General features: G+C 60.4%; 18 protein-coding genes and 1 pseudogene. 12 read left to right on the forward strand and 7 right to left on the reverse strand.

Features of this window, described 5'->3' with window-relative positions:
- Window positions 1–227: pseudogene (locus BW43_RS0127820) on the reverse strand (ribonucleotide-diphosphate reductase subunit beta); the annotation flags it as partial.
- Between the two features lie 337 nt (window positions 228–564).
- On the opposite strand from BW43_RS0127820, the gene BW43_RS02720 reads away from it, so the two are divergent.
- The 5 genes from BW43_RS02720 to BW43_RS02700 all read left to right on the forward strand — a co-directional run bounded on the left by BW43_RS02720 (window position 565) and on the right by BW43_RS02700 (window position 5,464).
- Window positions 565–1,602, forward strand: coding sequence for an isopenicillin N synthase family oxygenase (locus tag BW43_RS02720; RefSeq protein WP_032891092.1), 1,038 nt, complete (start codon window positions 565–567; stop codon window positions 1,600–1,602).
- Window positions 1,603–1,616: 14 nt separating this feature from the next.
- Window positions 1,617–2,411 (forward strand): MetQ/NlpA family ABC transporter substrate-binding protein, encoded by a 795-nt coding sequence (locus tag BW43_RS02715; RefSeq protein WP_032891093.1) that lies wholly within the window; start codon window positions 1,617–1,619, stop codon window positions 2,409–2,411.
- On the forward strand, window positions 2,408–3,154 hold the full coding sequence (locus BW43_RS02710) for a methionine ABC transporter ATP-binding protein (protein WP_081797886.1): 747 nt from the start codon (window positions 2,408–2,410) through the stop codon (window positions 3,152–3,154). The genes BW43_RS02715 and BW43_RS02710 overlap by 4 nt, the downstream gene beginning before the upstream one ends.
- Window positions 3,151–3,816 (forward strand): methionine ABC transporter permease, encoded by a 666-nt coding sequence (locus tag BW43_RS02705; protein WP_032891095.1) that lies wholly within the window; start codon window positions 3,151–3,153, stop codon window positions 3,814–3,816. The genes BW43_RS02710 and BW43_RS02705 overlap by 4 nt, the downstream gene beginning before the upstream one ends.
- A gap of 223 nt (window positions 3,817–4,039) precedes the next feature.
- On the forward strand, window positions 4,040–5,464 hold the full coding sequence (locus BW43_RS02700) for a M10 family metallopeptidase C-terminal domain-containing protein (protein ID WP_050442881.1): 1,425 nt from the start codon (window positions 4,040–4,042) through the stop codon (window positions 5,462–5,464).
- A 1-nt stretch (window position 5,465) separates the two neighbouring features.
- On the opposite strand, the gene BW43_RS02695 is transcribed toward BW43_RS02700, so the two are convergent.
- Window positions 5,466–6,890: a PLP-dependent aminotransferase family protein gene (locus BW43_RS02695; protein ID WP_032891097.1), complete on the reverse strand. Its 1,425-nt coding sequence runs from the start codon at window positions 6,888–6,890 to the stop codon at window positions 5,466–5,468.
- A 158-nt stretch (window positions 6,891–7,048) separates the two neighbouring features.
- Here BW43_RS02695 and BW43_RS02690 point away from each other — a divergent pair, with 158 nt between their 5' ends.
- From BW43_RS02690 to BW43_RS02670, 5 genes are all read left to right on the forward strand, one after another.
- Window positions 7,049–7,213 carry a rubredoxin gene (locus BW43_RS02690; protein WP_016968943.1) on the forward strand — a complete coding sequence of 55 codons (165 nt, stop codon included), beginning with the start codon at window positions 7,049–7,051 and terminating at the stop codon, window positions 7,211–7,213.
- A 26-nt stretch (window positions 7,214–7,239) separates the two neighbouring features.
- Window positions 7,240–8,109, forward strand: a complete 870-nt coding sequence (locus BW43_RS02685) for a sugar phosphate isomerase/epimerase (protein ID WP_032891098.1) — start codon at window positions 7,240–7,242, stop codon at window positions 8,107–8,109.
- 70 nt (window positions 8,110–8,179) lie between these two features.
- Window positions 8,180–8,812: a LysE family translocator gene (locus tag BW43_RS02680; RefSeq protein ID WP_032891099.1), complete on the forward strand. Its 633-nt coding sequence runs from the start codon at window positions 8,180–8,182 to the stop codon at window positions 8,810–8,812.
- Between the two features lie 107 nt (window positions 8,813–8,919).
- Window positions 8,920–9,978 carry a diguanylate cyclase gene (locus tag BW43_RS02675; RefSeq protein ID WP_032891102.1) on the forward strand — a complete coding sequence of 353 codons (1,059 nt, stop codon included), beginning with the start codon at window positions 8,920–8,922 and terminating at the stop codon, window positions 9,976–9,978.
- Window positions 9,979–10,022: 44 nt separating this feature from the next.
- The gene (locus tag BW43_RS02670) at window positions 10,023–11,252 is read left to right on the forward strand and encodes a M20/M25/M40 family metallo-hydrolase (RefSeq protein ID WP_032891104.1); all 1,230 of its coding nucleotides are present in this window, start codon (window positions 10,023–10,025) and stop codon (window positions 11,250–11,252) included.
- Between the two features lie 96 nt (window positions 11,253–11,348).
- On the opposite strand, the gene BW43_RS02665 is transcribed toward BW43_RS02670, so the two are convergent.
- From BW43_RS02665 to BW43_RS02650, 4 genes are all read right to left on the reverse strand, one after another.
- Window positions 11,349–11,762 (reverse strand): hypothetical protein, encoded by a 414-nt coding sequence (locus tag BW43_RS02665; protein ID WP_032891105.1) that lies wholly within the window; start codon window positions 11,760–11,762, stop codon window positions 11,349–11,351.
- Between the two features lie 302 nt (window positions 11,763–12,064).
- A complete protein-coding gene (locus BW43_RS02660; protein WP_032891106.1) occupies window positions 12,065–12,451 on the reverse strand; it encodes a hypothetical protein in 387 nt (128 codons plus the stop codon).
- Window positions 12,452–12,602: 151 nt separating this feature from the next.
- Window positions 12,603–15,686: an efflux RND transporter permease subunit gene (locus BW43_RS02655; RefSeq protein WP_032891108.1), complete on the reverse strand. Its 3,084-nt coding sequence runs from the start codon at window positions 15,684–15,686 to the stop codon at window positions 12,603–12,605.
- A gap of 2 nt (window positions 15,687–15,688) precedes the next feature.
- Entirely contained in the window at window positions 15,689–16,795 is a 1,107-nt protein-coding gene (locus BW43_RS02650) for an efflux RND transporter periplasmic adaptor subunit (protein WP_032891109.1), read from the reverse strand.
- Window positions 16,796–16,896: 101 nt separating this feature from the next.
- Here BW43_RS02650 and BW43_RS02645 point away from each other — a divergent pair, with 101 nt between their 5' ends.
- Window positions 16,897–18,102, forward strand: coding sequence for an MFS transporter (locus BW43_RS02645; RefSeq protein WP_032891111.1), 1,206 nt, complete (start codon window positions 16,897–16,899; stop codon window positions 18,100–18,102).
- Window positions 18,103–18,180: 78 nt separating this feature from the next.
- Window positions 18,181–20,118 (forward strand): TonB-dependent receptor domain-containing protein, encoded by a 1,938-nt coding sequence (locus BW43_RS02640; protein ID WP_032891112.1) that lies wholly within the window; start codon window positions 18,181–18,183, stop codon window positions 20,116–20,118.
- Here BW43_RS02640 and BW43_RS02635 read toward each other — a convergent pair.
- Window positions 20,115–21,434, reverse strand: coding sequence for an ATP-binding protein (locus tag BW43_RS02635; RefSeq protein WP_032891494.1), 1,320 nt, complete (start codon window positions 21,432–21,434; stop codon window positions 20,115–20,117). The two genes, BW43_RS02640 and BW43_RS02635, sit on opposite strands and share 4 nt — an antisense overlap.
- Between the last annotated feature and the right edge of the window lie 6 nt (window positions 21,435–21,440).

A 21,440-nucleotide genomic window follows, 5' to 3' on the forward strand; every position in this document is an offset into this window, starting at 1 on the left:
CCTTCGAGTTCGGCGAGGCCTTCGGCGACGTCGAGTTTGTCCAGGGCAGCCTTGGCGCGCACGATGGCGGCGGAGTCGTTGGCAGTCACATGGCGTGCTTCCAGCGCGGCAGCGGCGCCGGCACCGTCGAGGCGGTCCATGTTGGCTTCACTGGCGTGGCCGGCGTTGGCGCCCTTGATCACCGCTGCACCGGTGTCTTCGTTGTCGACTTCATCCCAACTCAGCATTGAAATACTCCCTTCTGTTCTGTTTTGACGGCCTGTAAAGCCGTCCAAAAAATATGCGATTTGCAGGCTACTAGGCATTGAAATAGTGCGCATAGTGTGGTCGGTAAATACCGATACTGCACACTATGTAGTGGTCTGTTCTGTTTGTGGGCACACTATATGGTGTGTAACAAGGTTGGTCAACGAACAACAATGGCTTGACTGTCGCAGGGGCCAGGGGGCGCGGGAAGGCTCTACGGCGCGCCTAAGCTAATTCCAAAAAGATATTTATTGGGGGTTTTTAAGATCGTTTAGCTTGGATGCTTCTAACGGATTCTGTTCAAGGAGCGAGCCGCCGATGGCCCACGTGCAGTCAATCACCACCTTGCCGCTGTTGGACCTGTCGCAACTCGACGGCAGCCCGCAGCAGCGCCAGCAGTTTCTCGATGAGCTGCGCCTGGCAGCGCGGCATATCGGATTTTTCTACCTCACCGGCCACGGCATCGACCCGTCGCTGCTGGCCGAGGTGCAGCAGCAGGCGCGCGCATTTTTTGCCTTGCCCGAGGCCGACAAGCTGGCGGTGGGCATGCTCAATTCGCCGCATTTTCGCGGTTACAACCGCGCGGCGTCCGAGATCACCCGTGGCCAGCCGGACCTGCGTGAACAGTTCGACGTCGGCGCAGAACGAGAGCCGTTGGCGCTGGATCAATACCCGGCCGCCTGGGCACGCCTGCAAGGCCCCAACCAATGGCCGACCGCGTTACCCCAACTCAAACCGCTGGTACTGGGCTGGCAACAGGCGATGACACAAATGGCCCTGCGCCTGCTGCGCGCCTTCGCCCAGGCCTTGTCCCTGCCGGAAAACGCTTTCGACGCGTTGTATGGCGACAAACCCAACGAACACATCAAGCTGATCCGCTACCCCGGCCGCCACGCCCAGCAAAGTCGCCAAGGCGTGGGCGCACACAAGGACTCGGGTTTCCTCAGCTTTCTGCTGCAAGACCAGCAGGCCGGTTTGCAGGTGGAAGTGGAAGAGGGCCGTTGGATCGATGCCGCGCCGCGCCCCGACACCCTCGTGGTCAACATCGGCGAGCTGCTTGAACTGGCCAGTAACGGTTACCTGCGCGCCACCGTGCACCGGGTGGTGTCTCCGCCGGTGGGCAGCGAGCGCTTGTCCCTGGCGTTTTTCCTTGGTGCGCAACTGGACGCGGTGGTGCCGGTGTACCAACTGACGCCCGAACTGTTGCGCGACGCCCATGGCCCGGAGAGCGATCCGCGCAACCCGTTGCTGCGTGACGTGGGCTGGAATTACCTCAAGGGCCGCCTGCGCTCCCACCCCGATGTCGCCCAACGCTTCTACGCCGACGCCACGTTACCCCACGCACTGTCCGCCTGATCAGGAGATCATCCATGTTGAAAACCACCACCCTTACCCTGGCGGCGTTGCTGGCCTCATTCAGTGTGTCGGCCGCTGATGCATTGCGCGTGGCCGCTGACCCGATTCCCCATGCACAGATCCTTGAATACGTGCAGAAGCTCGACCCGAGCCTGAACCTGAAGATCATCGAAATCCCCAGCGGCGTGAATTCCAACGAATTGCTGGCCCATGGCGATGTGGACGCCAATTACTTCCAGCACTTGCCGTACCTCAATTCCCAGGAGCAGGCCCTGGGCCAGAAGTTCGCGGTGGCCGCCACCGTGCATATCGAGCCACTGGGCATCTATTCCCGCCGCCATACCAACTTCGCTCAGGTGCCGGACAAAGGCACCGTCGCTGTGCCGAACAATGTCACCAATCTCAGCCGTGCCCTGTACCTGCTGCAAGCCAATGGCTTGATCAAGCTCAAGCCCGGTTTCAACGACGCTTCCAAGGACCAGGCCACACCTAAGGACATTGCCGAAAACCCCAAGCATTTGAAGATTCTGGAAATCGAATCGCCGCAGATTCCGCGCGCTCTGGACGATGTAGACCTGGCTGTGATCAATGGCAACTTCGCCCTTGAAGCTGGCTTGGAACCGGCCAAGGATGCACTGGGCCTGGAGCAGGCCAAGGGCAACCCCTACGCGAATATCCTGGTGACCACACCGAAGCTGCTGCAAGACCCGCGCATCCAACAACTGGCCAACGATCTGCGTTCGCCAGCGGTGGCCAAGTTCATTACTGAGAAATACGCCGGTTCGGTGATTCCGGTGGCCGTCGAATGATCGTTGTCGAGGGCGTCAGCAAAACCTACGCCGACGGCCAGCCAGCGGCGCTGGATAACGTGTCGTTGCAGATCGCCGACGGCGCGATTTTTGGCATTGTGGGGCGCAGTGGCGCAGGTAAAAGCACCTTGCTGCGCTGCCTGAATCTGCTCGAACGGCCCACATCCGGGCGCATCCTGCTGGATGGCCAGGACCTGACCCTGCTGAACGACAAGCAACTGCGCCAGCAACGCCAGCGCATCGGCATGATCTTCCAAGGGTTCAACCTGCTGCATTCGCGCAACGTGGCGGATAACGTCGCGGTGCCGCTGGAAATCGCCAATGTGCCCAAGGCCGAACGTGCGGCGCGAGTTGCAGAGCTGCTGGCGTTGGTGGGGTTGAGCGACAAGGCCCAGGCGTTTCCGTCACAGTTGTCTGGCGGACAGAAGCAGCGCGTGGGCATTGCCCGTGCATTGGCGGCGCGGCCGGCGTATCTGCTGTCGGATGAGGCCACCAGCGCCCTCGACCCGGAAACCACCACCTCGATTCTTGAGCTGTTGCGCGACATCAACCGACAGCTTGGCGTGACCATCGTGCTGATCACCCACGAACTGGACGTGGTCAAGGCGATCTGTGACAGCGCGGTGTCCCTGGCGGATGGCCGCGTGGTGGAAAGTGGCACGCTGCTGCAGTTGCAGGCCGACCCATCCTCGCGCCTGGGCCGCTCGCTGACGCCGAGCCCGCAAGTGGTGAGGGCCGTATGAAAACCGATTGGAACGACATCCTGCAGTTGCTGCTCAACGCCACCGGCGAAACCCTCTATATGGTGCTGCTGGCCGGGCTATTCACCCTGTTGATCGGCCTGCCTCTGGGCGTGTTGCTGTTTATCAGCCGACGCGATGGCTTGTTACCGTTGCCGCGCCTCAACCGGGTATTGGGCGGGGTGATCAACCTGGGGCGCTCATTGCCCTTCGTGGTGATGTTGATCGCGCTGATCCCGCTGACGCGCCTGATCGTCGGCACCACCCTGGGCAGCACCGCCGCCGTGGTGCCGATCACTATTGGCGCGTTTCCGTTCTTTGCGCGCATTGTCGAAACCGCCCTGGATGAAGTGGACAAGGGTCGTATCGAAGCCATCGTGGCCATGGGCGGTGATATTCGCCATGTGATCCTCAAGGTCCTGTTGCCCGAAGCCTTGCCGGCACTGGTGGCCGGAGTGACCTTGACCCTGGTGATGCTGATCGGTTTTTCGTCCATGGCCGGGGTGATCGGCGGTGGCGGCTTGGGCGACCTCGCTATCCGCTACGGTTACCAGCGCTTCAACAACCAGATCATGGTAGTCACGGTGATTGTGCTGGTGGTGTTGGTGCAGGGCGTGCAGAGCCTGGGGGATCGTTGCGTGCGGTCATTGGCCCATCGCCGATAGAGGTGCTGCGCCGGGTAGGGTGTGCCGCACGCCAGCGTCGTGCGGGTCAATCACTGCATGCTCAAGGGACGCGCGGGGCGGTGATTATTTCCTACCGTCTGGAGCGTCGATTGCCAGGCTGTTATCAGCGCGAACGCTTGGTGGTTGCGCACAAGCCTGACATCGCAGCTCAGGCGCAATGCTGATGATCCGGGGACCTTCCTCGCCTGATCAGAGTATGAGCATGACGACTATTTCCTCCCACACCAGCACTACCTTCCAGAACCTCCAACACTTCCTGCAGCGCGATAAACGCGGTGAGGGCATCGAGCACAACGGATTGCCGTCCAAGTCGTCGGAGGACGCCACCCAACAGCTCTGGCGACAGAGCCCTGGTTGGCCGGACAAGAATGGTGACGGTCGTACCGATGTGACCTACGAGTTTCGTGTCCCGCCTGCCGGCGCGGATACACGACGGTTCGGCAGAGTCGGGTTTACTCCGATTGGCGAGCACCAGCGGCAACAGACCCGGCTCAGCTTGCAATCTATCGAAGATGTCGCCAACGTCAGGTTTACCCAAGGGGCAAGAAGTCCCAGCAGCGAGGGGCATATCACGATCGGCAATTACGGCCATATGATCGATCGCAATGGCCGTCCCTATTCCTACACCAACCATGCTTTTTTGCCTTATCCCGGCAATAAAAACAGTGGTGATGTCTGGTTTGTGAACACAAAAACCCAGTCTGCGGTGGCCAACGCGGCCCTTGGTAATTCCGGTCGGCGCACCGTTGTTCATGAGCTGGGACACGCTATGGGCCTTAGCCATCCAGGGGCGTACGGTGCCGCCGGGTTGAAGCCAGGGCAGGTCGATTCCTCAGAGGACTCTCGTAGTCATACCGTCATGAGCTACAGAGGCGAGCGCAGTACGTACATGCACCACCGCGGCTTCATGTCGTCGGCGCCGCAACTGGACGATATCAGCGCTTACCAGAAGAAATACGGTGCCAACCGTGACACCCGCAAAAATGACACTACCTATGGTTTCAACGCCAATACGGATCGAGACTTCCTGAGTGTTCATGCCCCTGAAGACAAGATGGTGGCTGCCATTTGGGATGGCGGTGGTGTTGATACGCTGGACTTCTCCGGCTACAGGCAAGATCAGCAAATCAGCTTGAAAGAAGGGACCTTCTCCGATGTGGGCGGCCTCAAGGGCAATATCGCTATCGCGTACGGGACAACCCTTGAGAACGTCATCAGCGGTGCCGGCAATGACTTGCTGGTGGGCAATGAAGTTGCCAACACGCTGAAAGGCGGCGAGGGCGACGACCGTTTATACGGAGCAGAAGGGGCCGACATACTTTGGGGAGAAAAGGGCAAGGACGTATTCGTCTATGGGCATACCCGTGAATCGACTGAGGTCGCCCTCGACCGGATCATGGACTTTGTCAGTGGCGAAGACCGGGTCGATGTGTCTGGCCTTACGGCAGCACTGGGCAAGTCAGCGCTGAGCTTTGTCAGCGAATTTTCCGGCGCCGTCGGTGAGGCAAAGCTTGTGTATGACCCGGTTCTGGAAATGAGCGCGTTACAGATTACCGGCAAGCCTGGTGAGGCGAACTTTGTCCTTGTCGTGGAGGGCAAACTGCAACGCGGCGATATCGTAGGTTGATTCAGGCAGGGGCGTGATCCTGCCCGATACTCTGGCGCAACAGCGCTTCAAACACCCGTTGCACCCGTGGCTCATCGCTGTGGGCCACGTTGAAACGCATCGAATCGCGATGGGCCGGGTCGTAGCCAAACAGCGCGCCCGGCGCCAGCACCATGCTGCGTTTCAAGGCTTCCTGAGCCAACAGCTCGCCGTTGACCCCTGGCGGCAGCCGCGCCCAGATAAACATCCCGCCTTCATACGCCATCGGCAATTCACACCCGCAACGCTTGAGCCATTGCTCGACGCGGCCACCGGCTTCCATCAAGCGCTGGACCATGCGCTTGCGGTGCTTGGCGTAGCTGCCTTCGCTGAGCATGCGGTAGACGATCTGCTCGAACAGCTCCGAAGTCACGCCGCCGCTCATTAACTTCATATTGGTCAAATTGGCCGCCAGTTGCGGTGCGGCCACCACAAAACTGACGCGGGTGTTGGCGCTCAGAATCTTCGAGAACCCCGACAGATAGGTGACTTGCTCCAGGCCGGCGACGGCAGCCAGGCGCGGTGGCGGGTTGGGGTGCAGGTCGCCGTAGAGGTCATCCTCGACGATATGGCAGTGATACTGCTGGGTCAGTTGCAACAGCCGAAACGCCTGGCTGGGACTGAAGGAGTGACCTGTTGGGTTATGCAGCACGCTGGTGGTCAGGTACAGGCTGGGACGGTGTTGGGCCAATAGCTGTTCGAGGGCGGCGAAATCGAAACCATCGGGACGGCGCTGGATCGTCACCACCTTGACCCCATGCAACGCCAGGTTGGCGTGAAAGTTGAAGTAGCACGGCGCGTCGAGCAGCACCGTGTCGCCGGGACGGGCGAGCAGGCGCATCAGCATGTCCAGGCCCTGCACGGTGTTGGGGGTGGTGATGATCTGCTCCACCGGCACCGACAAACCTTCGCCGTGCAGCTTCTGTTGCAGGGCCTGGCGCAACGGCAGTAGTCCGGCCGGTGTGCCCAGCCCGGCGATGCGCAGCGACGGCGCGCGCACCACGCTGCGCATGGCCTGGCGGATAGCATCGGCGTCCAGCCATTCTTCCGGCAGGTGGCCGCCGCCAGGGCGCAGTTCGCCGCTTGCGGTGACCAACGGGCGACGCAACACGCTAAGCAGGTCCTGGGGCAGCAGGTCGACCCACGCCACCGATGCCGGGCGCGCGCTGTCCATCGCCACGAAGTAGCCACGGCCCTGGCTGGAGGTGAGCAGGTGGCGCCCGCGCAGGCGGTCCAGAGCTTCATTGAGGGTGAACTTGCTGACGCCCAGGGTCTGGGTCAGTTCGCGCACCGACGGTAATTTGCTGCCGGGCGCCCATTCGCCGTTTTCGATGGCTTGGCTGAACGCCTCGACGATCTGCTGCACCTTCGGCGTGCCGTCCACAAAGGCGATGGCGGATACAAACATAAACCTTCCTTGTGTTTGCTGGTGATTTTACCGGTGAAGTTAGGCCGGATTAGGCATCACTTCACCTGCCTTGTGCAATGCCGCTCCCCTAGACTGCGCGCCATCTCGCCCGGAATTGGCGAACTTTCCTACCAGCGAACCATGGATTTCGCATTTTCATGAAGACTTATATGTGTGCGCCCTGCGGATTTATGTACGTAGAAGAATTGGGCATTCCTGAAGACGGAATCCCGGCCGGTACCCCTTGGGAAGAGGTGCCGGAAGACTGGACATGCCCGGATTGCGGCGTGACCAAGGCCGATTTCATGGCCATTGAACTGTAACGCTCCATCACGAAAGGAATCGCTTCATGGAAAACAAACTGATTAACGCCGCCGTGCCGTTCTGTACCGGTGTGGCCCACCAGAAATACCTGGCCGCCGAGAAGGGCCTGGACACTGCCATCGAAGGCGGGTGCACCCACTGGTATATCGATGGCAGCCTGTTCGGCGAAATGGTCGATGACTGGACCGATGAGCGCATCGCCAGCCTGCAGGAGCAGATCGCGGCCACTGGTGTGAAACCGGTGTACCACGGCAATTTCAAGGCGCCGCTGGGCAGTGATGTGGACGCCTTTCGCGTGGCGGCCGTCGAATACGTGAAGAAAGAAGTTGATATTGCCAGCCGCCTGGGCGCGCCGCTGATCATCCACGGTGGCTGCATCGTCGAGCCAAAAATGGTGCTGATGGCCAAGAAAGTCGCCCTGGAGCACTACCTCAAGTCGGTCCAGGAACTGGCGCGTTACGCCGAGTCCAAGGGCGTGGACATCTACCTTGAGAACCTGTCGAACTACGTCAATTACCGGCCGTTCCACTACATCTTCACCCATGAAGCCGAATACGCCTTTGTGTTCGAGCGTCTGCAGGCCCACCCCAACGTGTACTTCTTCCTCGATGCGGGCCACGCCAATATCGAAAACGGTCTGCCGGCCGAGGTGGTGCGCAAGTATCACCACCTGATCAAGGGTATTTCCTTCAGCAATAACAATGGTGTGCAGGACCAGCACTTTGGTATTCATGACGGCAACTGCGATTACGCCGACGTGGTGCAGGCCATTGTCGAAACCAACTGGAAAGGCCTGGTGGCCTTCGAAACCCGCAACCAGACCGCAAAGGCCGCCCTTGGTGAGCTGGCGGTGATGTACCGCGAATCCCTGACCACCGAGATCGCTGTCGCCTGATGGATACCGGGGCGGGCGCCGGTGTGCCCGTCCCACGGCTTTCGTTTCTACCTACTCAAGGCCCTGGCCCATGACCACTGCGTTAACGCTGTCTTCGTTTCTCTATTTCCTGCTGTTCTGCGCCACCATGACTTTCAGCCCTGGCCCCATGACCCTGTTGCTGCTGAGCCTGGGCTTGAAGGACGGTTTGCGCAGCTCGATCCCGGCGCAGATCGGCGCCAGCGTGTCTTACCTGATTTCGATCCTGATATTTGCCGTGGGCTTCTCGGAGCTGATCAAGGGCAACCTTGCCATTACCCAGACCATCCAGTTTGTCGGTGTGGCCTACATTCTCTACCTGGCCTACAAGCAGTGGACCAGCAGCGGTGTGGCGATCGGCAAGGCCGGCGCCGTGGAGGGCTCACGTAGCCTGTTCGGCAAAGGGCTGCTGACCGGGTTTTCCAACCCCAAGACCATCATCATGTTCAGCGCTGTGTTCCCGCAGTTTGCCGGGGCAGGGGAGCACAGTTCGGCGGCGGATATCGCGATCCTCGGCGCGACGTTCCTGATGCTGCAATTTGCCAGTGGCTGTCTGTATTGCTACTTCGGCCAGCGCATCAAGCACGTCTTGGAAAACCCCAAACGCCGCGTGTTGTTGCAGCGGGTCACGGCGGTGTTGCTGCTGGGTGTGGCGTTGATGCTGGCCCGGGGCTTTTCTCACTAAGCGCTTTGGCTCGTGCATTTGCGCCGTGGAATGAGCTTATGAGTGGTAGTGGCGAATTAATGGCGCCCTGATAGACTCCAGGCATTCATCCAGGATGACACCCAACCATGCCAGCCGCCGGAGGAAAGGGACTTCCGCTTGCTACCCGCTTGTATAAATCCCGCACGTTGGGGCTGACGCTCGGTTTGGTGTGTGTGGTGTTTGGCATGTATCCACTTAACCCCTCTGTGTGGGTATGGGCGTGGATGCTGATTAACGCCGTCGTCTGGCCTCATCTGGCGTACCGACTGTCTCTACGAACCGCCAACATGCTGCGCAGTGAACACCGCAACGTGTTGTTCGATTCGTTCTGCGGCGGGTTCTGGGTTGGGGCCATGCACTTCAACCCACTGCCCAGCATAACCACGCTGTCGATGATGACCATGAACAACGTCGCCCTCGGCGGCCCGCGCCTTATGTTGGCGGGGTGGGTGGCGCAAGCGCTTGGCATCGGCACCTCGTTGCTGATCTTCGCGCCGGCCTTTGTAGCCACGACCACCCAAGCTCAAGTCTATGCATGCTTGCCGATTCTGATGCTCTATCCCCTGGCGCTTGGCTGGATCTGCTACCGCCAGGCCGTGAATCTGTCCCAGCACAAACGTGAATTACTCGCCCTGAGTCGCACCGACAGCCTGACCGGTCTGCTCAACCACGGCGCTTGGAAAGATCATCTGGAAATCGAGTTCCAACGCTGCCGTCGCGAGCAGCAGGGCGCCGCGATTGCGTTGATCGACATCGACCACTTCAAGACCATTAACGACACTTACGGCCACGTCACGGGCGATATCGTCCTGCGCCAACTCAGCAAAATACTGCGCCAGAACCTGCGCGCCACCGATCTGGCCGGGCGCTATGGCGGCGATGAGTTCTGCGTGATCCTGCCGGGAATGCCGCTCAACCATGCCACCGAAGTGATGGATGCCTTGCGTGACCGCTTCAATGCCTTGGCGTACGCCCAGGACCCAACTCTGCGTGCCAGCTTGAGCATCGGCCTGTCGCGGTATCAACCGGAACATGTCGACTCCACCGGCTGGCTCAACGATGCCGACCAGGCCCTGTATGAAGCCAAGAGCAGCGGGCGCAACCGTGTCAGCGCGGTGCACGGGAGTTGGTTGCGCTCCGTTTAGTGGGGTAGGGTGGCTGCACCTCAACAAAAAACAAGGATCGGTCTATGCGCTTCGCCTTCCCCCGTACCCTCCTGGCCGCCACGCTGGCCTTGTCCTTCGCACTTCCGGCCTACAGCGCCGAACCCCACAAACAGATCCAGGCGGATGCCGAACAGTACAAGGCCGAGGCCCTGAAACTGCTGGAGCGCCTGGTGAATATCGACTCGGGCTCCGGCTACGGACCGGGCCTGACCCAGGTCAGCGACATTGCCGTGGATGAGTTGAAGCAGTTGGGCTTCAACATCGAACGCATACCGGATGCCGCCGCCAACAGTAGCCATGTGATCGCGACCCTCAAAGGCACCGGCAAAGCGAAGATTCTGCTGATGGCCCACATGGACACCGTGTTCAAGGAAGGCTCCGCGGCCGAGCGCCCGTTTCATATCAAAGACGGTCGCGCCTATGGCCCTGGCGTGATGGATGACAAGGGCGGCATCGTCGCCGGCATCTACGCGCTCAAAGTCCTGAAGAATCAGGGCTTCAAAGACTACGAGCGCATCACCTTCCTCCTCGACGCCAGCGAAGAAACCGGCTCCGACATCGCCTCCGAGCTGATTCGCAACACCGCCAAGGCCCACGACGTCACGCTGAACCTGGAACCCGGCCGCCCCGCCGACGGCCTGGTGGTGTGGCGCAAAGGCAGCGCCACCGCGGTGGTCGAAGTCAAAGGTAAAGCCGCCCACGCCGGCGTCGCCCCCGAACTGGGCCGCAACGCCGCCATGGAAGCCGCGCATCAGATCCTGCAACTGGGCAAGCTCGGTGATGAAGAAAAGAAAACCACCATCAACTTCACCGTAATCAAGTCTGGCGACCGCACCAACGTGATTCCTGACCAAGCCACCGCCAAGGCAGATGTCCGCGCGGCATTGCCGGAAGAGTTTGATCGGATCGAGAAAGACCTGGTGCGGGTTTCCGCGAACAAACTGATCCCGGAAACCGAAGTGACCACCACCCTCAAACGCGGCCTGCCGCCGATGCCGCAGACGGCGGAGTCGGACAAGTTGGTAGCGATTGCCCAAGGAATTTATGGGGAGTTGGGTAAGAAGCTGACGATTGAGGGCAGCGGCGGCGCGGCGGACGCGAGTTTGTCAGCCGGGGTAGGGACGCCGACGTTGGATGGGTTTGGGATTGTGGGAGGCAATATCCATACGGCGGACGAGTACGCGGAGGTGGAGAGCGTGGCGCCTCGGGTTTACTTGTTGAGTCGGATGATTATGGAGTTGGCGAAGCGGTGATTTGACCCGGTACGGGGTTCATTTTGATCGGTGAACCCCTGCTCACCAGAGAGTGGCTGCGATACCTGAAATGTGAGTGGCCAGATGGAAAAACGCTCAGTTGAATTTTTCATAGTCTTGCGAATTTAAGGACGCCAACCACATTTTAAAAAAATCGATTTGCTCTTTTGGGTTGTTCGTAAGATTGTTTTCCTCATAGCCGAATATATGAACGATGTCTTCACGAGATGCCTGTTTGCCCAGTGTCATTTCATAGGCGACAAGCCCGGCACTCATTTGAGACGCCATCCTCGATGGCATAACGTTTATCTTTGCGCCCTTGCAGAGAAATACGATATGAGGGAAATCGGTTCTGACTTTAGCAAAGCAAGCATAAATGTCTTTTTCACGGTAAACCTTATTAAAGTTATCGGCTTCAGAAAATGTCATTACCCGTTTGTCGAGGTCGTATCTTACCGTGACCTCCAATTTCTGCTCGCCGATGACTACTTTTATCACTTGCGCGTTCATTTTATTTCCTGTTTGGGTTAGGCGCTGAATGTCCTAAATAACTACCGCCGTACTTAAAAGGTGTTAAGTCCGAAATGTCTTCAGGGTCAAATTTTTATGATAGGCAGCGAATTTTTTCGTTTGAGCAGATCGAGAAATACCTGATACGGGTTTGCGCGAATAATTTAATCCCGGAAACTGAAGTAACCACCTCCCTCAAGCTCGGACTGCCACGCAAAGGGTTCATTTTAATGAGTGAACCCCTGTGGTGAGCAGGCTTGCCCTGCGCAGGGCAAGCCTGCTCACCACAGGGGTTGGGGCTTTTAGTCTTTAATTGACTCGGACCAGCGCTGGCAGAAATCGCGTTGCTCCTGAATATCGTTGGTGAGGTCGCTTTCCTCATAAGCAAAAATACTGGTGAGTTCACCATCAGGGTTTCCCATAGTCATCTCGTAGGCGACAAGACCATTCGACATCTGTGAAGACATTCCAGACGTGTGAACATTGATTTTTGCGCCTTTGCACAAAAATCTAATATCTTTCAAGTCTGCTCTCAATAAGCCAAAGCTTTCGAACAGGTCTAATGCGGTGTACGTTTTCCGTTCGCCATTACTTAGTAATAGACTAAGCGTTGGCTTTCCTCCCGCGTATTCGACGACTGCGCATTCACGTATACCGTTATTGATAATGGTTATTTCACGTGACTTCATGGGTGTTCCCTCTGGGGGTGCAATAGTGTGTATCCCTTGGAGGAGTCGTCGCAATAATCAGGGCCTTAACGAAAAAAACCATCTGCAATCCCTCGCACTGTGTATTCAGGCGAGGGACTTTGCAGGCGTTTTTCGCAGCGGGGAGTAGCGCTTATCCGGCGCTTGCGTGGGAAGTTTCGACAGCTTTTATCTTCTGCCGCCCCAGTACCAAACTGCATAGCGCTGGTAAAAACAGCAGCGTCAACACGGTGCCCACCAGCACTCCGCCGATCAGCACGTAGGCCAGGGATGACCAGAACACCGACAACGTCAGCGGAATGAACGCCAGCGCCGCGGCCAGTGCGGTCAAGATCACGGGCCTGGCACGTCGCACCGTGGCTTCGACGATGGCTTCGCGAATCGCCATGCCGTGTTCCTGGTTCTGGCGAATCTGGTCGGTGAAGATCAATGTGTTGCGCATCAGAATGCCGCCAATGCCGATCAGCCCCAATATCGCGTTGAACCCGAACGGCTGATTGAACAGCAGCAGCGTCGGCACAGCCCCGATCAAGCCCAAGGGCGCGGTGGCGAAGACCATGAACATCACGCCGAAGGAGCGCACCTGGAACATGATCACTGTGAGGGTCAGCAGGATCATGATCGGAAACAGTGCGGCCAGGGCGACGTTGGCCTTGGCGCTTTCTTCCACCGGTCCGCCGATGTTGAGTTGATAGCCGGCTGGCAGCTTGGCGATCAGCGGTTGCAGGTCTTTGTAGACCGCCATTTCGACGTCGGGCGGTTGCACGCCGTCGATGATGTCGGCGCGCACTTCCACGGTGGTCGCTCGGTTACGGCGCTTGAGGATCGGCTCTTCCATCACCGCTTGGAAATGCCCGACCTGGGCCAGCGGCACTGAGGTGCCGGCACTGTTGGTCAGGGTCATGTTGTTGAGGTTGCCGAGGTTCTCGCGTTGGTTGCCCTGGGCGCGGGCCACCACGGACACGGTGCGGTTGCCTTCACGCACCTCGGTGATCGGGTTGCCGCTGAGCAGGGCGTTGAGCTGGGACTTGACCTCGTTGGGCGTGAAGCCCAGCAGGCGCAGGCGGTCTTGATCGAGTACCAGGCGATAACCGCTGGTGCGCTCGCCCCAATCGAGGAAGGCGTCCTTGGTCAACGGGTTAGCGGCGACGACTTTGCGCACGTCTTCTGACAAGCCGCGCAGCACTTCCAGATTCGGGCCGGACACACGGAATACCACCGGGAAGGGCACCGGTGGACCGAACAGCAATTGCGTGACGCGCACCCGCGCCGCAGGGAATTCGCCTGCCGCGATACGCTCACGCATGCGCAGTTTGAGGGCATCGCGTGCGTGGGAGTCCGGGGTCTGCACGATCAGTTTTGCGAAAGCCGGATCGGGCAATTCAGGGTTCAGCGACAGGAAAAACCGTGGCGCGCCGCCGCCCACGTAGGTGTCGACCATGCTCGTCTGGGGTTCTTGCATCAGCGCTTTTTCCAGTTGCGCCGCGACTGCCTCAGTGCTTTTGAAGGCGCTGCCGGGCGGCATGTACACCTCCAGAATCAGCTCGGATCGGTCGGAGTTGGGGAAGAACTGCTTCTTCACCACCCCCATGCCCAGTCCGCACAGCACAAACGCCGTCACCACCAGCCCGGTCACCAACCAGCGCCTGCGCACGCAGAGCTCCACTACCGCACGCAGTTTCTGGTAGTAGCGCCCGGCATAGATGGCGTCGTGGCCACCGGGCACCGGTTTGATGTTCGGCAATAGCTTGACGCCCAGGTACGGGGTGAACACCACCGCCACCAGCCACGATGAAATCAGCGCGAAGCCGACGATCCAGAAGATATTGCCGGCGTATTCCCCGGCGGCCGAGCGCGCAAATCCTACCGGCAGAAAGCCGATGATGGTCACCAGTGTGCCGGTCAGCATCGGCGCGGCGGTGGAGCTCCAGGCGTAAGTGGCGGCGTGGATGCGGTCAAACCCTTCTTCCAGTTTCACCACCATCATCTCGATGGCGATGATCGCGTCGTCCACCAGCAGGCCGAGGGAGATAATCAGCGCGCCGAGGGTGATGCGGTCGAACTCACGCCCAGTGACCAGCATGATCACGAACACTATGGACAACGTCAGTGGCACTGCCGCCGCCACCACCAGGCCCACGCGAAAGCCCAAGGCCAACAGACTGATGATCATCACCACTGCGAGGGCGACGAAGAATTTCAGCATGAATTCATTGACCGCCAGGCTGATGTTTTTCGCCTGGTCGGAGACCTTGGCGAAGTTCACGCCCAGTGGCAGGTCTGCCTGGATCCGGGCTTCCTGGTCCTTGAGGAGCTTGTCCAGTTCCAGGCCGTTCCAGTGTTTCTCCATGATCACACCGAGCATCAGCGCCGGGTCGCCCTGATGGCGGATACGGTAGCTGGGCGGGTCTTCATAACCTCGGTTGACGGTCGCCACATCGGCAATGCGCAGCAGTCGGCCGTTGACTTCCAGGGGCACGTTTTCAATCAGCGCCAGGCTGTCGAAGGCACCGTCGATACGGATATAGGCGCGGGCACCGGCGGTTTCCACAAAGCCCGACGGCGCCACAGCGTTTTGCGCAGCGAGGGCGGCGAAGATCTGGTCGGGTTTGATGCCCAGGGTCGCGAGGCGCTCATAGGAAAACTCGACGAAAATCCGCTGGGCCTGCTCGCCGAGGATATTGACCTTCTTCACCCCCGGCAGATTGAGGAAACCCTGGCGCAGCTCTTCAGCCATTTGCACCTGCTGGCGATGGGGCAGGTGTTCGGCCTCCAGGGCGTACAGCGCAAAGTACACATCGGAATATTCATCGTTGAAAAACGGCCCGATCACTCCCTTGGGCAGCCTCGACGCTTCATCGCTGAGCTTTTTGCGGGTCTGGTAGAACAAGTCCTGAATCTCGCCGGGGCGGGTGGATTCGAGGAACGTCATGCGCATCGACACAAAACCTGGCTGGGCGATGGTCTCGACGCGGTCGTAGTAATCCAACTCCTGCAGGCGTTTTTCCAGGCGGTCGGCGACTTGCTCCTGCATTTCCTGGGCAGTGGCGCCGGGCCAGGCGGCCGTGATGGTCATCACCTTGACGGTGAAGGATGGGTCTTCGGCTCGCCCCAGTTTGCCGAACGAGAAAATGCCGGCGGCAAGGATCGCAATGATCAGGAACAACGTGACCGCACGGTGCTTGACCGCTAGTTCAGAGAGGTTGATGCCGCGCATGCTCATTGGTCCTGTTTGCGGTTGAGGGCCAGCGCCTGGGCGGGCAGCAGGCGCACCGCATCCCCGCTGTGCAGCAGGTGGGCGCCAAGGGCGACGATGACGGTGTCCGGGTTCACGCCGCTGTTGAGCAGGGCATCTTCCTGGCCGAGGCTGGCGACGTTGACGGGGGCAAAGGCGACTGTGTTATCGGCGCCGACCACCCACACCCCGGTGCCTTGCCCTGTATCGTGCAGCGCACCAATGGGCACGCGGGTCTGTTGCATCTGGCCGTTACCTTGAAGGCGCACGGTGATGGTTGAGCCGAGGGCGAAGCGGTCGACGGCGCCGTGCAGCACATAGCGCGCGCGGTACGTACGAGTGACGGGATCGGCACTGGCGGAGAGTTCGCGCAGCGTGGCCGCTACCGCCTGGTCAGGGGCGCCGAACGGGAAGGCCAGAGCTTTTTGCGAGGCCAGGTCGCGCTGGTTTTCCGGCAGGTTAACGATGGCTTCGCGGGCGCCATCACGGGCCAGCCGCGCGACGATCTGCCCTTCGGCGACCACTTGGCCGCGGTCGACGCGTACGTCGGTGATGATGCCGTCGCCGTCGGCCTTGAGCACTGAGTAAGTGCGGCGGTTCTCGATTTGGCTGGCGTCGGATTGGGCCGAGGCCAATTCCGCTTCGGCGACGCGCAGGTTGGTCGCCGATTGGTCGTAGATCTGCCGCGACACAGCACCGGTACTCGCCAGGCGTTCATAGCGGTTGGCATCATCGCGGCGCTGACGCAGTTGTGCCTGGGCGGCATTCACGCGGTTCTTGGCCGAGCGCAGGGCCAATTCGAAGTCGCCGATATCCAGTACCAATAAGGTGTCGCCACGAGAGACATGCTGGCCGGGATCGACCTTGCGCTCGATCACCTTGCCACTGACGCGAAAGCCCAAGTCGCTTTCCGTACGCGCCGCGACCACACCGGTGTAGGCGCTTTGTTGCGTGCCGGCAGCTTCGACCTTGGCGACGAGTACCGGGCGCGGTTGGGGCGCTTGGGCGGCGGTGTCGGCCTGACTGTTACAGCCGCTGAGGATCATCAGCAAAGCCAGGGGCGAGAAAAGACGCAGGGGAAGAGGGTTCATGTCGGGCTCCAGGGGCTGACCAGTGGGCAAAAAATTATGGACATAATTTTTTACGCATATTATGGTCGAAATATAAATTAAGCCAGCCCCGGATAATCCCCATGTCGAATGCCTCGGTTCCGTCGCGAAGCTTGCTGTTGCTACTGGTGGCCTTAACGGCACTCGGCGAAGTCTCGACCCAATTAATCATCCCCGGCCTCGGCGCCATTGAGCAGGCGCTGGTGGCGCCGCCGGGGTCGGCACTGATGGCGCTGTCTGCCTTTGTCGCAGCGTTTGGACTGGGGCAATTACTGTTTGGGCCATTGTCGGATCGCATCGGCCGGCGTCCGGTATTGATCGGCGGGTTAGTGCTGTATGTGATGGCGACTATGTCGATGCTGCTGGTCAGCGACATGCATCAATTTATCGCCGCCCGCGTGCTGCAAGGCCTCGGTGCCTGTGCGGCGCTGGTGTTGGCGCGCACGGTGGTGCGCGATGTGTGGAAGGTCGAAGCGGGGCCGGCCCTGGCGCTGACGATGATCGGCATGCTCTACGCGATCGTCGTCGCGCCAATGGTCGGCGGACTGCTGATCAACGTGGTGGGCTGGCGTGCGCCGATCCTACTGGCGCTGGTGATCGGCAGTGTGGTGTTGCTGCTGGTGCTGCTGTTCTTTCGCGAAAGCAACCCTTACCTCGACCCCAAGGCCGGCCACTGGCGCACCCTCGGCGGGCAGTACCTGGATTTGCTCAAGGGCCGCCCATACCGCGCATTCGCCGTGGCGTTGGCGTGCACTTACGGCGCGATGTTCGCGGTGATTGCCGGATCATCTGCGGTGTTTATCAACCTGCTCGGCTTAAGCAGCCTGGAGTACGGCATCAATTTTGGCGTGATCGTGTCGATGCTGATCGTCGGGTCCACCTACACCCGGCGCAATATCCTGCGCCTGGGGGCGCAGCGGATTGTGGCGATGGGGGTGACGCTGGTAGCCCTCGGCGGGGTGCTGGCGGCGGTGATTTACGGGCTGTTCGGCTTGTCGGTGTTGGGGTTGGATATTCCCATTGCCCTGGCGACGCTTGGCGGCGGGCTGGTGTTGCCCGGCGCGGTCACGGGCGGGGTGATGCCCAACGCGCACCGAGCCGGGTTAGCGGCAGGCCTGATGGGCTTTGCGCAGATGTTCGGCGCCACCTGCAGTGGCCTGCTGCTGAGCCAACTGCGCGACGGCAGTGCCTTACCGATGATCATGATCCAGGCGGGTTTTGCGGTGATGGCGTTTGTGGCGTTTCATCTACTGCGTGAACGGCGTGTGGCGCTGGTGCCGGTGGCTTGAGCTGTCACACTTTGTCCAATTTAATCGGGGCTAGATGATTACGATTCTCTTTTGAGTCTAATCCTAAGGTCTACGCCCATGCTTCCTGCCTTTCGCGTTACGCCCCTGGCTCTGCTGGTCGCCAGCAGCTTCAGCGCCCATGCCGACGAACCTGTTGCCCTGGAACTTAACGACGTGGTGGTGACGGCCGCCGGTTATGCCCAGAGTGTGGAGGATGCGCCGGCCTCGGTGACGGTGATCGACGGCGAGGAATTGCGCCGCAAGTCCTACCGCGACCTTGGCGACGCGGTGCGGGATGTGGAGGGCGTGACGGTCAACGGTGGGGCGAATGAAACCGACATCTCCATCCGTGGCATGCCGGCCGATTACACCTTGATCATGGTTGACGGCAAACGCCAGAGCGCGCGGGAGTCACGGGTCAACGGCAACAGTGGCTATGAACAGAGCTTTGTACCACCAGCCGCCGCCATCGAGCGGATCGAAGTGGTGCGGGGGCCGATGTCGTCGCTGTACGGCTCGGATGCGATCGGCGGTGTGATCAACGTGATCACCCGCAAGGTCTCGCCGACCTGGGGCGGCTCCATCGGCTATGACTACTCAGCCCGCCAGCACAGCGACCAGGGCAATGCGCGCCAGACGCAGTTCTACCTCAGCGGCCCGCTCAAGCAAGATTTCCTTGGCTTGCAGGTGTGGGGCCGTTACCTCGATCGCCAGGCCGACGATGACATCGAACAGACCAATGGCTTCAGCAAGGCCGACCACCGCGACCTCACCGCGCGCCTGGCTTTCACTCCTAATATTGACCACGACATCCTGCTGGAAGCGGGTGCCACGCGCCTGAAGAACGGCGACGGCATGAGCGCCAACTGGGCCACTCGCGAGCAGGAAAACAACCGCGATCACTGGTCCCTGTCCCATCAAGGCCGCTGGGGCTGGGCAACCTCGGACATCGCCCTGTCCCAGGAAACCTCGACCCGCGAAGGCAAGGCCACCCCGGCCCAGACCGATATCTACGGGCGCAAACCCGAAATCAAGAACACCGTATTCGACGCCAAACTGGTGGTGCCCACCGCCCATAACGTCAGCACCGTGGGCGTGCAATGGAACGAAAGCGAGCTGACCGACTGGAACCAGGGCCTGGGTGATCGCGTCGACTATAAATTCTCGGTGGTGCAAAAAGCCCTGTTCGCCGAAAACGAATGGTCAGTCACCGACAGCTTCGCCTTGACCACCGGCCTGCGTCTGGATGAGCACGAAGAGTACGGCGCGCACCTGAGCCCGCGGATCTACAGCGTGTGGCGCGCCACCGATCAGTGGACCCTTAAGGGCGGCATCGCCCGTGGCTTCAAGGCGCCGGAACTGCGTGCCGTGGTCGAGGATTACGCTTACCTGCGCCGCAACCGCTTCGTGATGTTCGGCAACCCGGACCTCAAGCCCGAAACCAGCACCAACTACGAAGTCTCTGCGCTGTGGAGCAACCGCGATGACCTGTCGGGCGGCGTGACGCTGTTCTACAACGACTTCCAGGACAAGCTGTCTACCGTCACCACCGACCAGCGCTGGAACGGCTACACCATCATGGAACGGGTCAACGTCGACAAAGCGATCATCCAGGGCGTCGAGCTCAACGGCCAATGGGATATCAACGCCAGCGTGCTGCTCAAGGCCAACTACACCTACACCGATTCCGAGCAGAAGAGCGGCGCCAACAAAGGTGCACCATTGGCTCTCACGCCGAAGCAGAAAGCCAATGTGCGCACCGAGTGGAGCATCAACGACCGCACCCAGGCCTGGGCGTCGCTGAGTTACTACGGCGAAGAAACCGGCAACACCATCACCGACGAACCCGCACCGGGCTACACCACCGCCGACCTGGGCGGCTCCTACGACGTGAGCGACTCGCTGACCCTCAACGCCTCCCTCAACAACCTCACCGACAAGCGTTTGGACGATGAAACCTACGGCACGGTGAACTACGGTCGTACGCTGTGGATGGGTGCCACGCTCAACTTCTAAAGTGCCGCCGGCAATCGCACCACCGCGCACAGGCCGGCCGGTGGGCGATTCTGCAACACCAGTTCGCCGCCATGGGCCTGGATGCACGAACGTGCAATCGCCAGGCCCAACCCCACGCCACCGTCGCTGACGCCGCGTTGCACAAAGGGTTCGAAGACTTTGTCCAGCCAGGCCTCGGGCAAGCCTTGGCCGTGGTCGAGCACCTCGATGCGCAGCCAGCCGTTATCTTCCTGGATCAAGCTCAGGTGGGCATCCCCAGCGTGGTGCAGGGCGTTGTCGATCACGTTGGTCAGCGCGCGCTTGAGCGCCAGAGGCCGGCAGGTCAGCATCAGGTGTGGCGCACCCGCCCAACTGACAGGTTGCCGCATGCGCTGATAACGCTTGGCCAGGTCATCCAACAGGCCGCTCATCGACATCGTGGCGGTCGCTTCCTGTACCGCGTCATCGCGCACGAAATTCAGGGTTTCACGCACCATCGCACTCAATTGCGCGAGGCTTTCGAGCATGTCATCCCGGGCGTCGCCGGGCTCCAGCAATTCCACTTGCAGGCGCAGTTCGGTGATCGGCGTGTTCAGGTCGTGGCTGACCGCTGCAAGCATCCGCGTCCGGCCTTCGACGTGCCGGGCAAGATTGGCCTGCATGGTGTTGAAGGCGGCGGTGAGGTCGCGGGCTTCCTGTGGGCCGATTTCCGGCAGCGGAGCGATCCATTCACCACGGCTGACGCGCTCCGTGGCCTGGGCCAGGGTCTTGATCGGGCGCACCACGCGGGCAATGAAAAACATCACGATCAGCAGCACTGGCAGCGTTGTCACCGGCAGGCTGTAGGCCAGCACGCGGCCCCATTCATAGGCGCCGGCGGGGTATTGCACGGCATTCAGGTAGGTACCGTTCGGCAGTGGCACGCTGCTGCGCAAGCGCAACGGCGCCCAGCCGGCGGGGCTGAACACATGGGTGCGGGCGTCGGCACCGCTGATGCGTTCCAACTGCATGCCGATGGCGGCCGCGTCATCCAGGTGCAATTGGCGACGCAGCTCACTGGCCAATCTCTGCTCCTCCGGGCGCAGTTCAAACGGCGCCACTTCGGGCGTCGGTGCAATCCAGAAGCGCGTGTCGTCGTGGCTCATCCCGGCCAGCAGGTGCTCGGTTTCAGTGGGCGTCAGGTCGATTGCCGTGTGGTGGGCAATCCCTAGGCGCTCCAGGCTGAAACTGCGCGACAGTGGGTGGATCAGGCTGCCGGTGCGTTGCAAAAACAACATCGCGATGCCGTTGGATGCGAGCAAGGCCAGCAGCAACAACAGGCTCAATTGCCGCGCCAGGGTGCG

The organism is Pseudomonas sp. RIT357, assembly GCF_000632245.1.
In the GTDB taxonomy this organism is placed as follows: domain Bacteria; phylum Pseudomonadota; class Gammaproteobacteria; order Pseudomonadales; family Pseudomonadaceae; genus Aquipseudomonas; species Aquipseudomonas sivasensis.

Excerpts from the sequence above, each read along its gene's own strand:
- BW43_RS02720 (WP_032891092.1), top strand. The coding sequence starts at position 565 with ATGGCCCACGTGCAGTCAATCACCACCTTGCCGCTGTTGGACCTGTCG.
- BW43_RS02715 (WP_032891093.1), top strand. The coding sequence starts at position 1,617 with ATGTTGAAAACCACCACCCTTACCCTGGCGGCGTTGCTGGCCTCATTC.
- BW43_RS02710 (WP_081797886.1), top strand. The coding sequence starts at position 2,408 with ATGATCGTTGTCGAGGGCGTCAGCAAAACCTACGCCGACGGCCAGCCA.
- BW43_RS02705 (WP_032891095.1), top strand. The coding sequence starts at position 3,151 with ATGAAAACCGATTGGAACGACATCCTGCAGTTGCTGCTCAACGCCACC.
- BW43_RS02700 (WP_050442881.1), top strand. The coding sequence starts at position 4,040 with ATGACGACTATTTCCTCCCACACCAGCACTACCTTCCAGAACCTCCAA.
- BW43_RS02695 (WP_032891097.1), bottom strand. The coding sequence starts at position 6,890 with ATGTTTGTATCCGCCATCGCCTTTGTGGACGGCACGCCGAAGGTGCAG.
- BW43_RS02690 (WP_016968943.1), top strand. The coding sequence starts at position 7,049 with ATGAAGACTTATATGTGTGCGCCCTGCGGATTTATGTACGTAGAAGAA.
- BW43_RS02685 (WP_032891098.1), top strand. The coding sequence starts at position 7,240 with ATGGAAAACAAACTGATTAACGCCGCCGTGCCGTTCTGTACCGGTGTG.
- BW43_RS02680 (WP_032891099.1), top strand. The coding sequence starts at position 8,180 with ATGACCACTGCGTTAACGCTGTCTTCGTTTCTCTATTTCCTGCTGTTC.
- BW43_RS02675 (WP_032891102.1), top strand. The coding sequence starts at position 8,920 with ATGCCAGCCGCCGGAGGAAAGGGACTTCCGCTTGCTACCCGCTTGTAT.
- BW43_RS02670 (WP_032891104.1), top strand. The coding sequence starts at position 10,023 with ATGCGCTTCGCCTTCCCCCGTACCCTCCTGGCCGCCACGCTGGCCTTG.
- BW43_RS02665 (WP_032891105.1), bottom strand. The coding sequence starts at position 11,762 with ATGAACGCGCAAGTGATAAAAGTAGTCATCGGCGAGCAGAAATTGGAG.
- BW43_RS02660 (WP_032891106.1), bottom strand. The coding sequence starts at position 12,451 with ATGAAGTCACGTGAAATAACCATTATCAATAACGGTATACGTGAATGC.
- BW43_RS02655 (WP_032891108.1), bottom strand. The coding sequence starts at position 15,686 with ATGCGCGGCATCAACCTCTCTGAACTAGCGGTCAAGCACCGTGCGGTC.
- BW43_RS02650 (WP_032891109.1), bottom strand. The coding sequence starts at position 16,795 with ATGAACCCTCTTCCCCTGCGTCTTTTCTCGCCCCTGGCTTTGCTGATG.
- BW43_RS02645 (WP_032891111.1), top strand. The coding sequence starts at position 16,897 with ATGTCGAATGCCTCGGTTCCGTCGCGAAGCTTGCTGTTGCTACTGGTG.
- BW43_RS02640 (WP_032891112.1), top strand. The coding sequence starts at position 18,181 with ATGCTTCCTGCCTTTCGCGTTACGCCCCTGGCTCTGCTGGTCGCCAGC.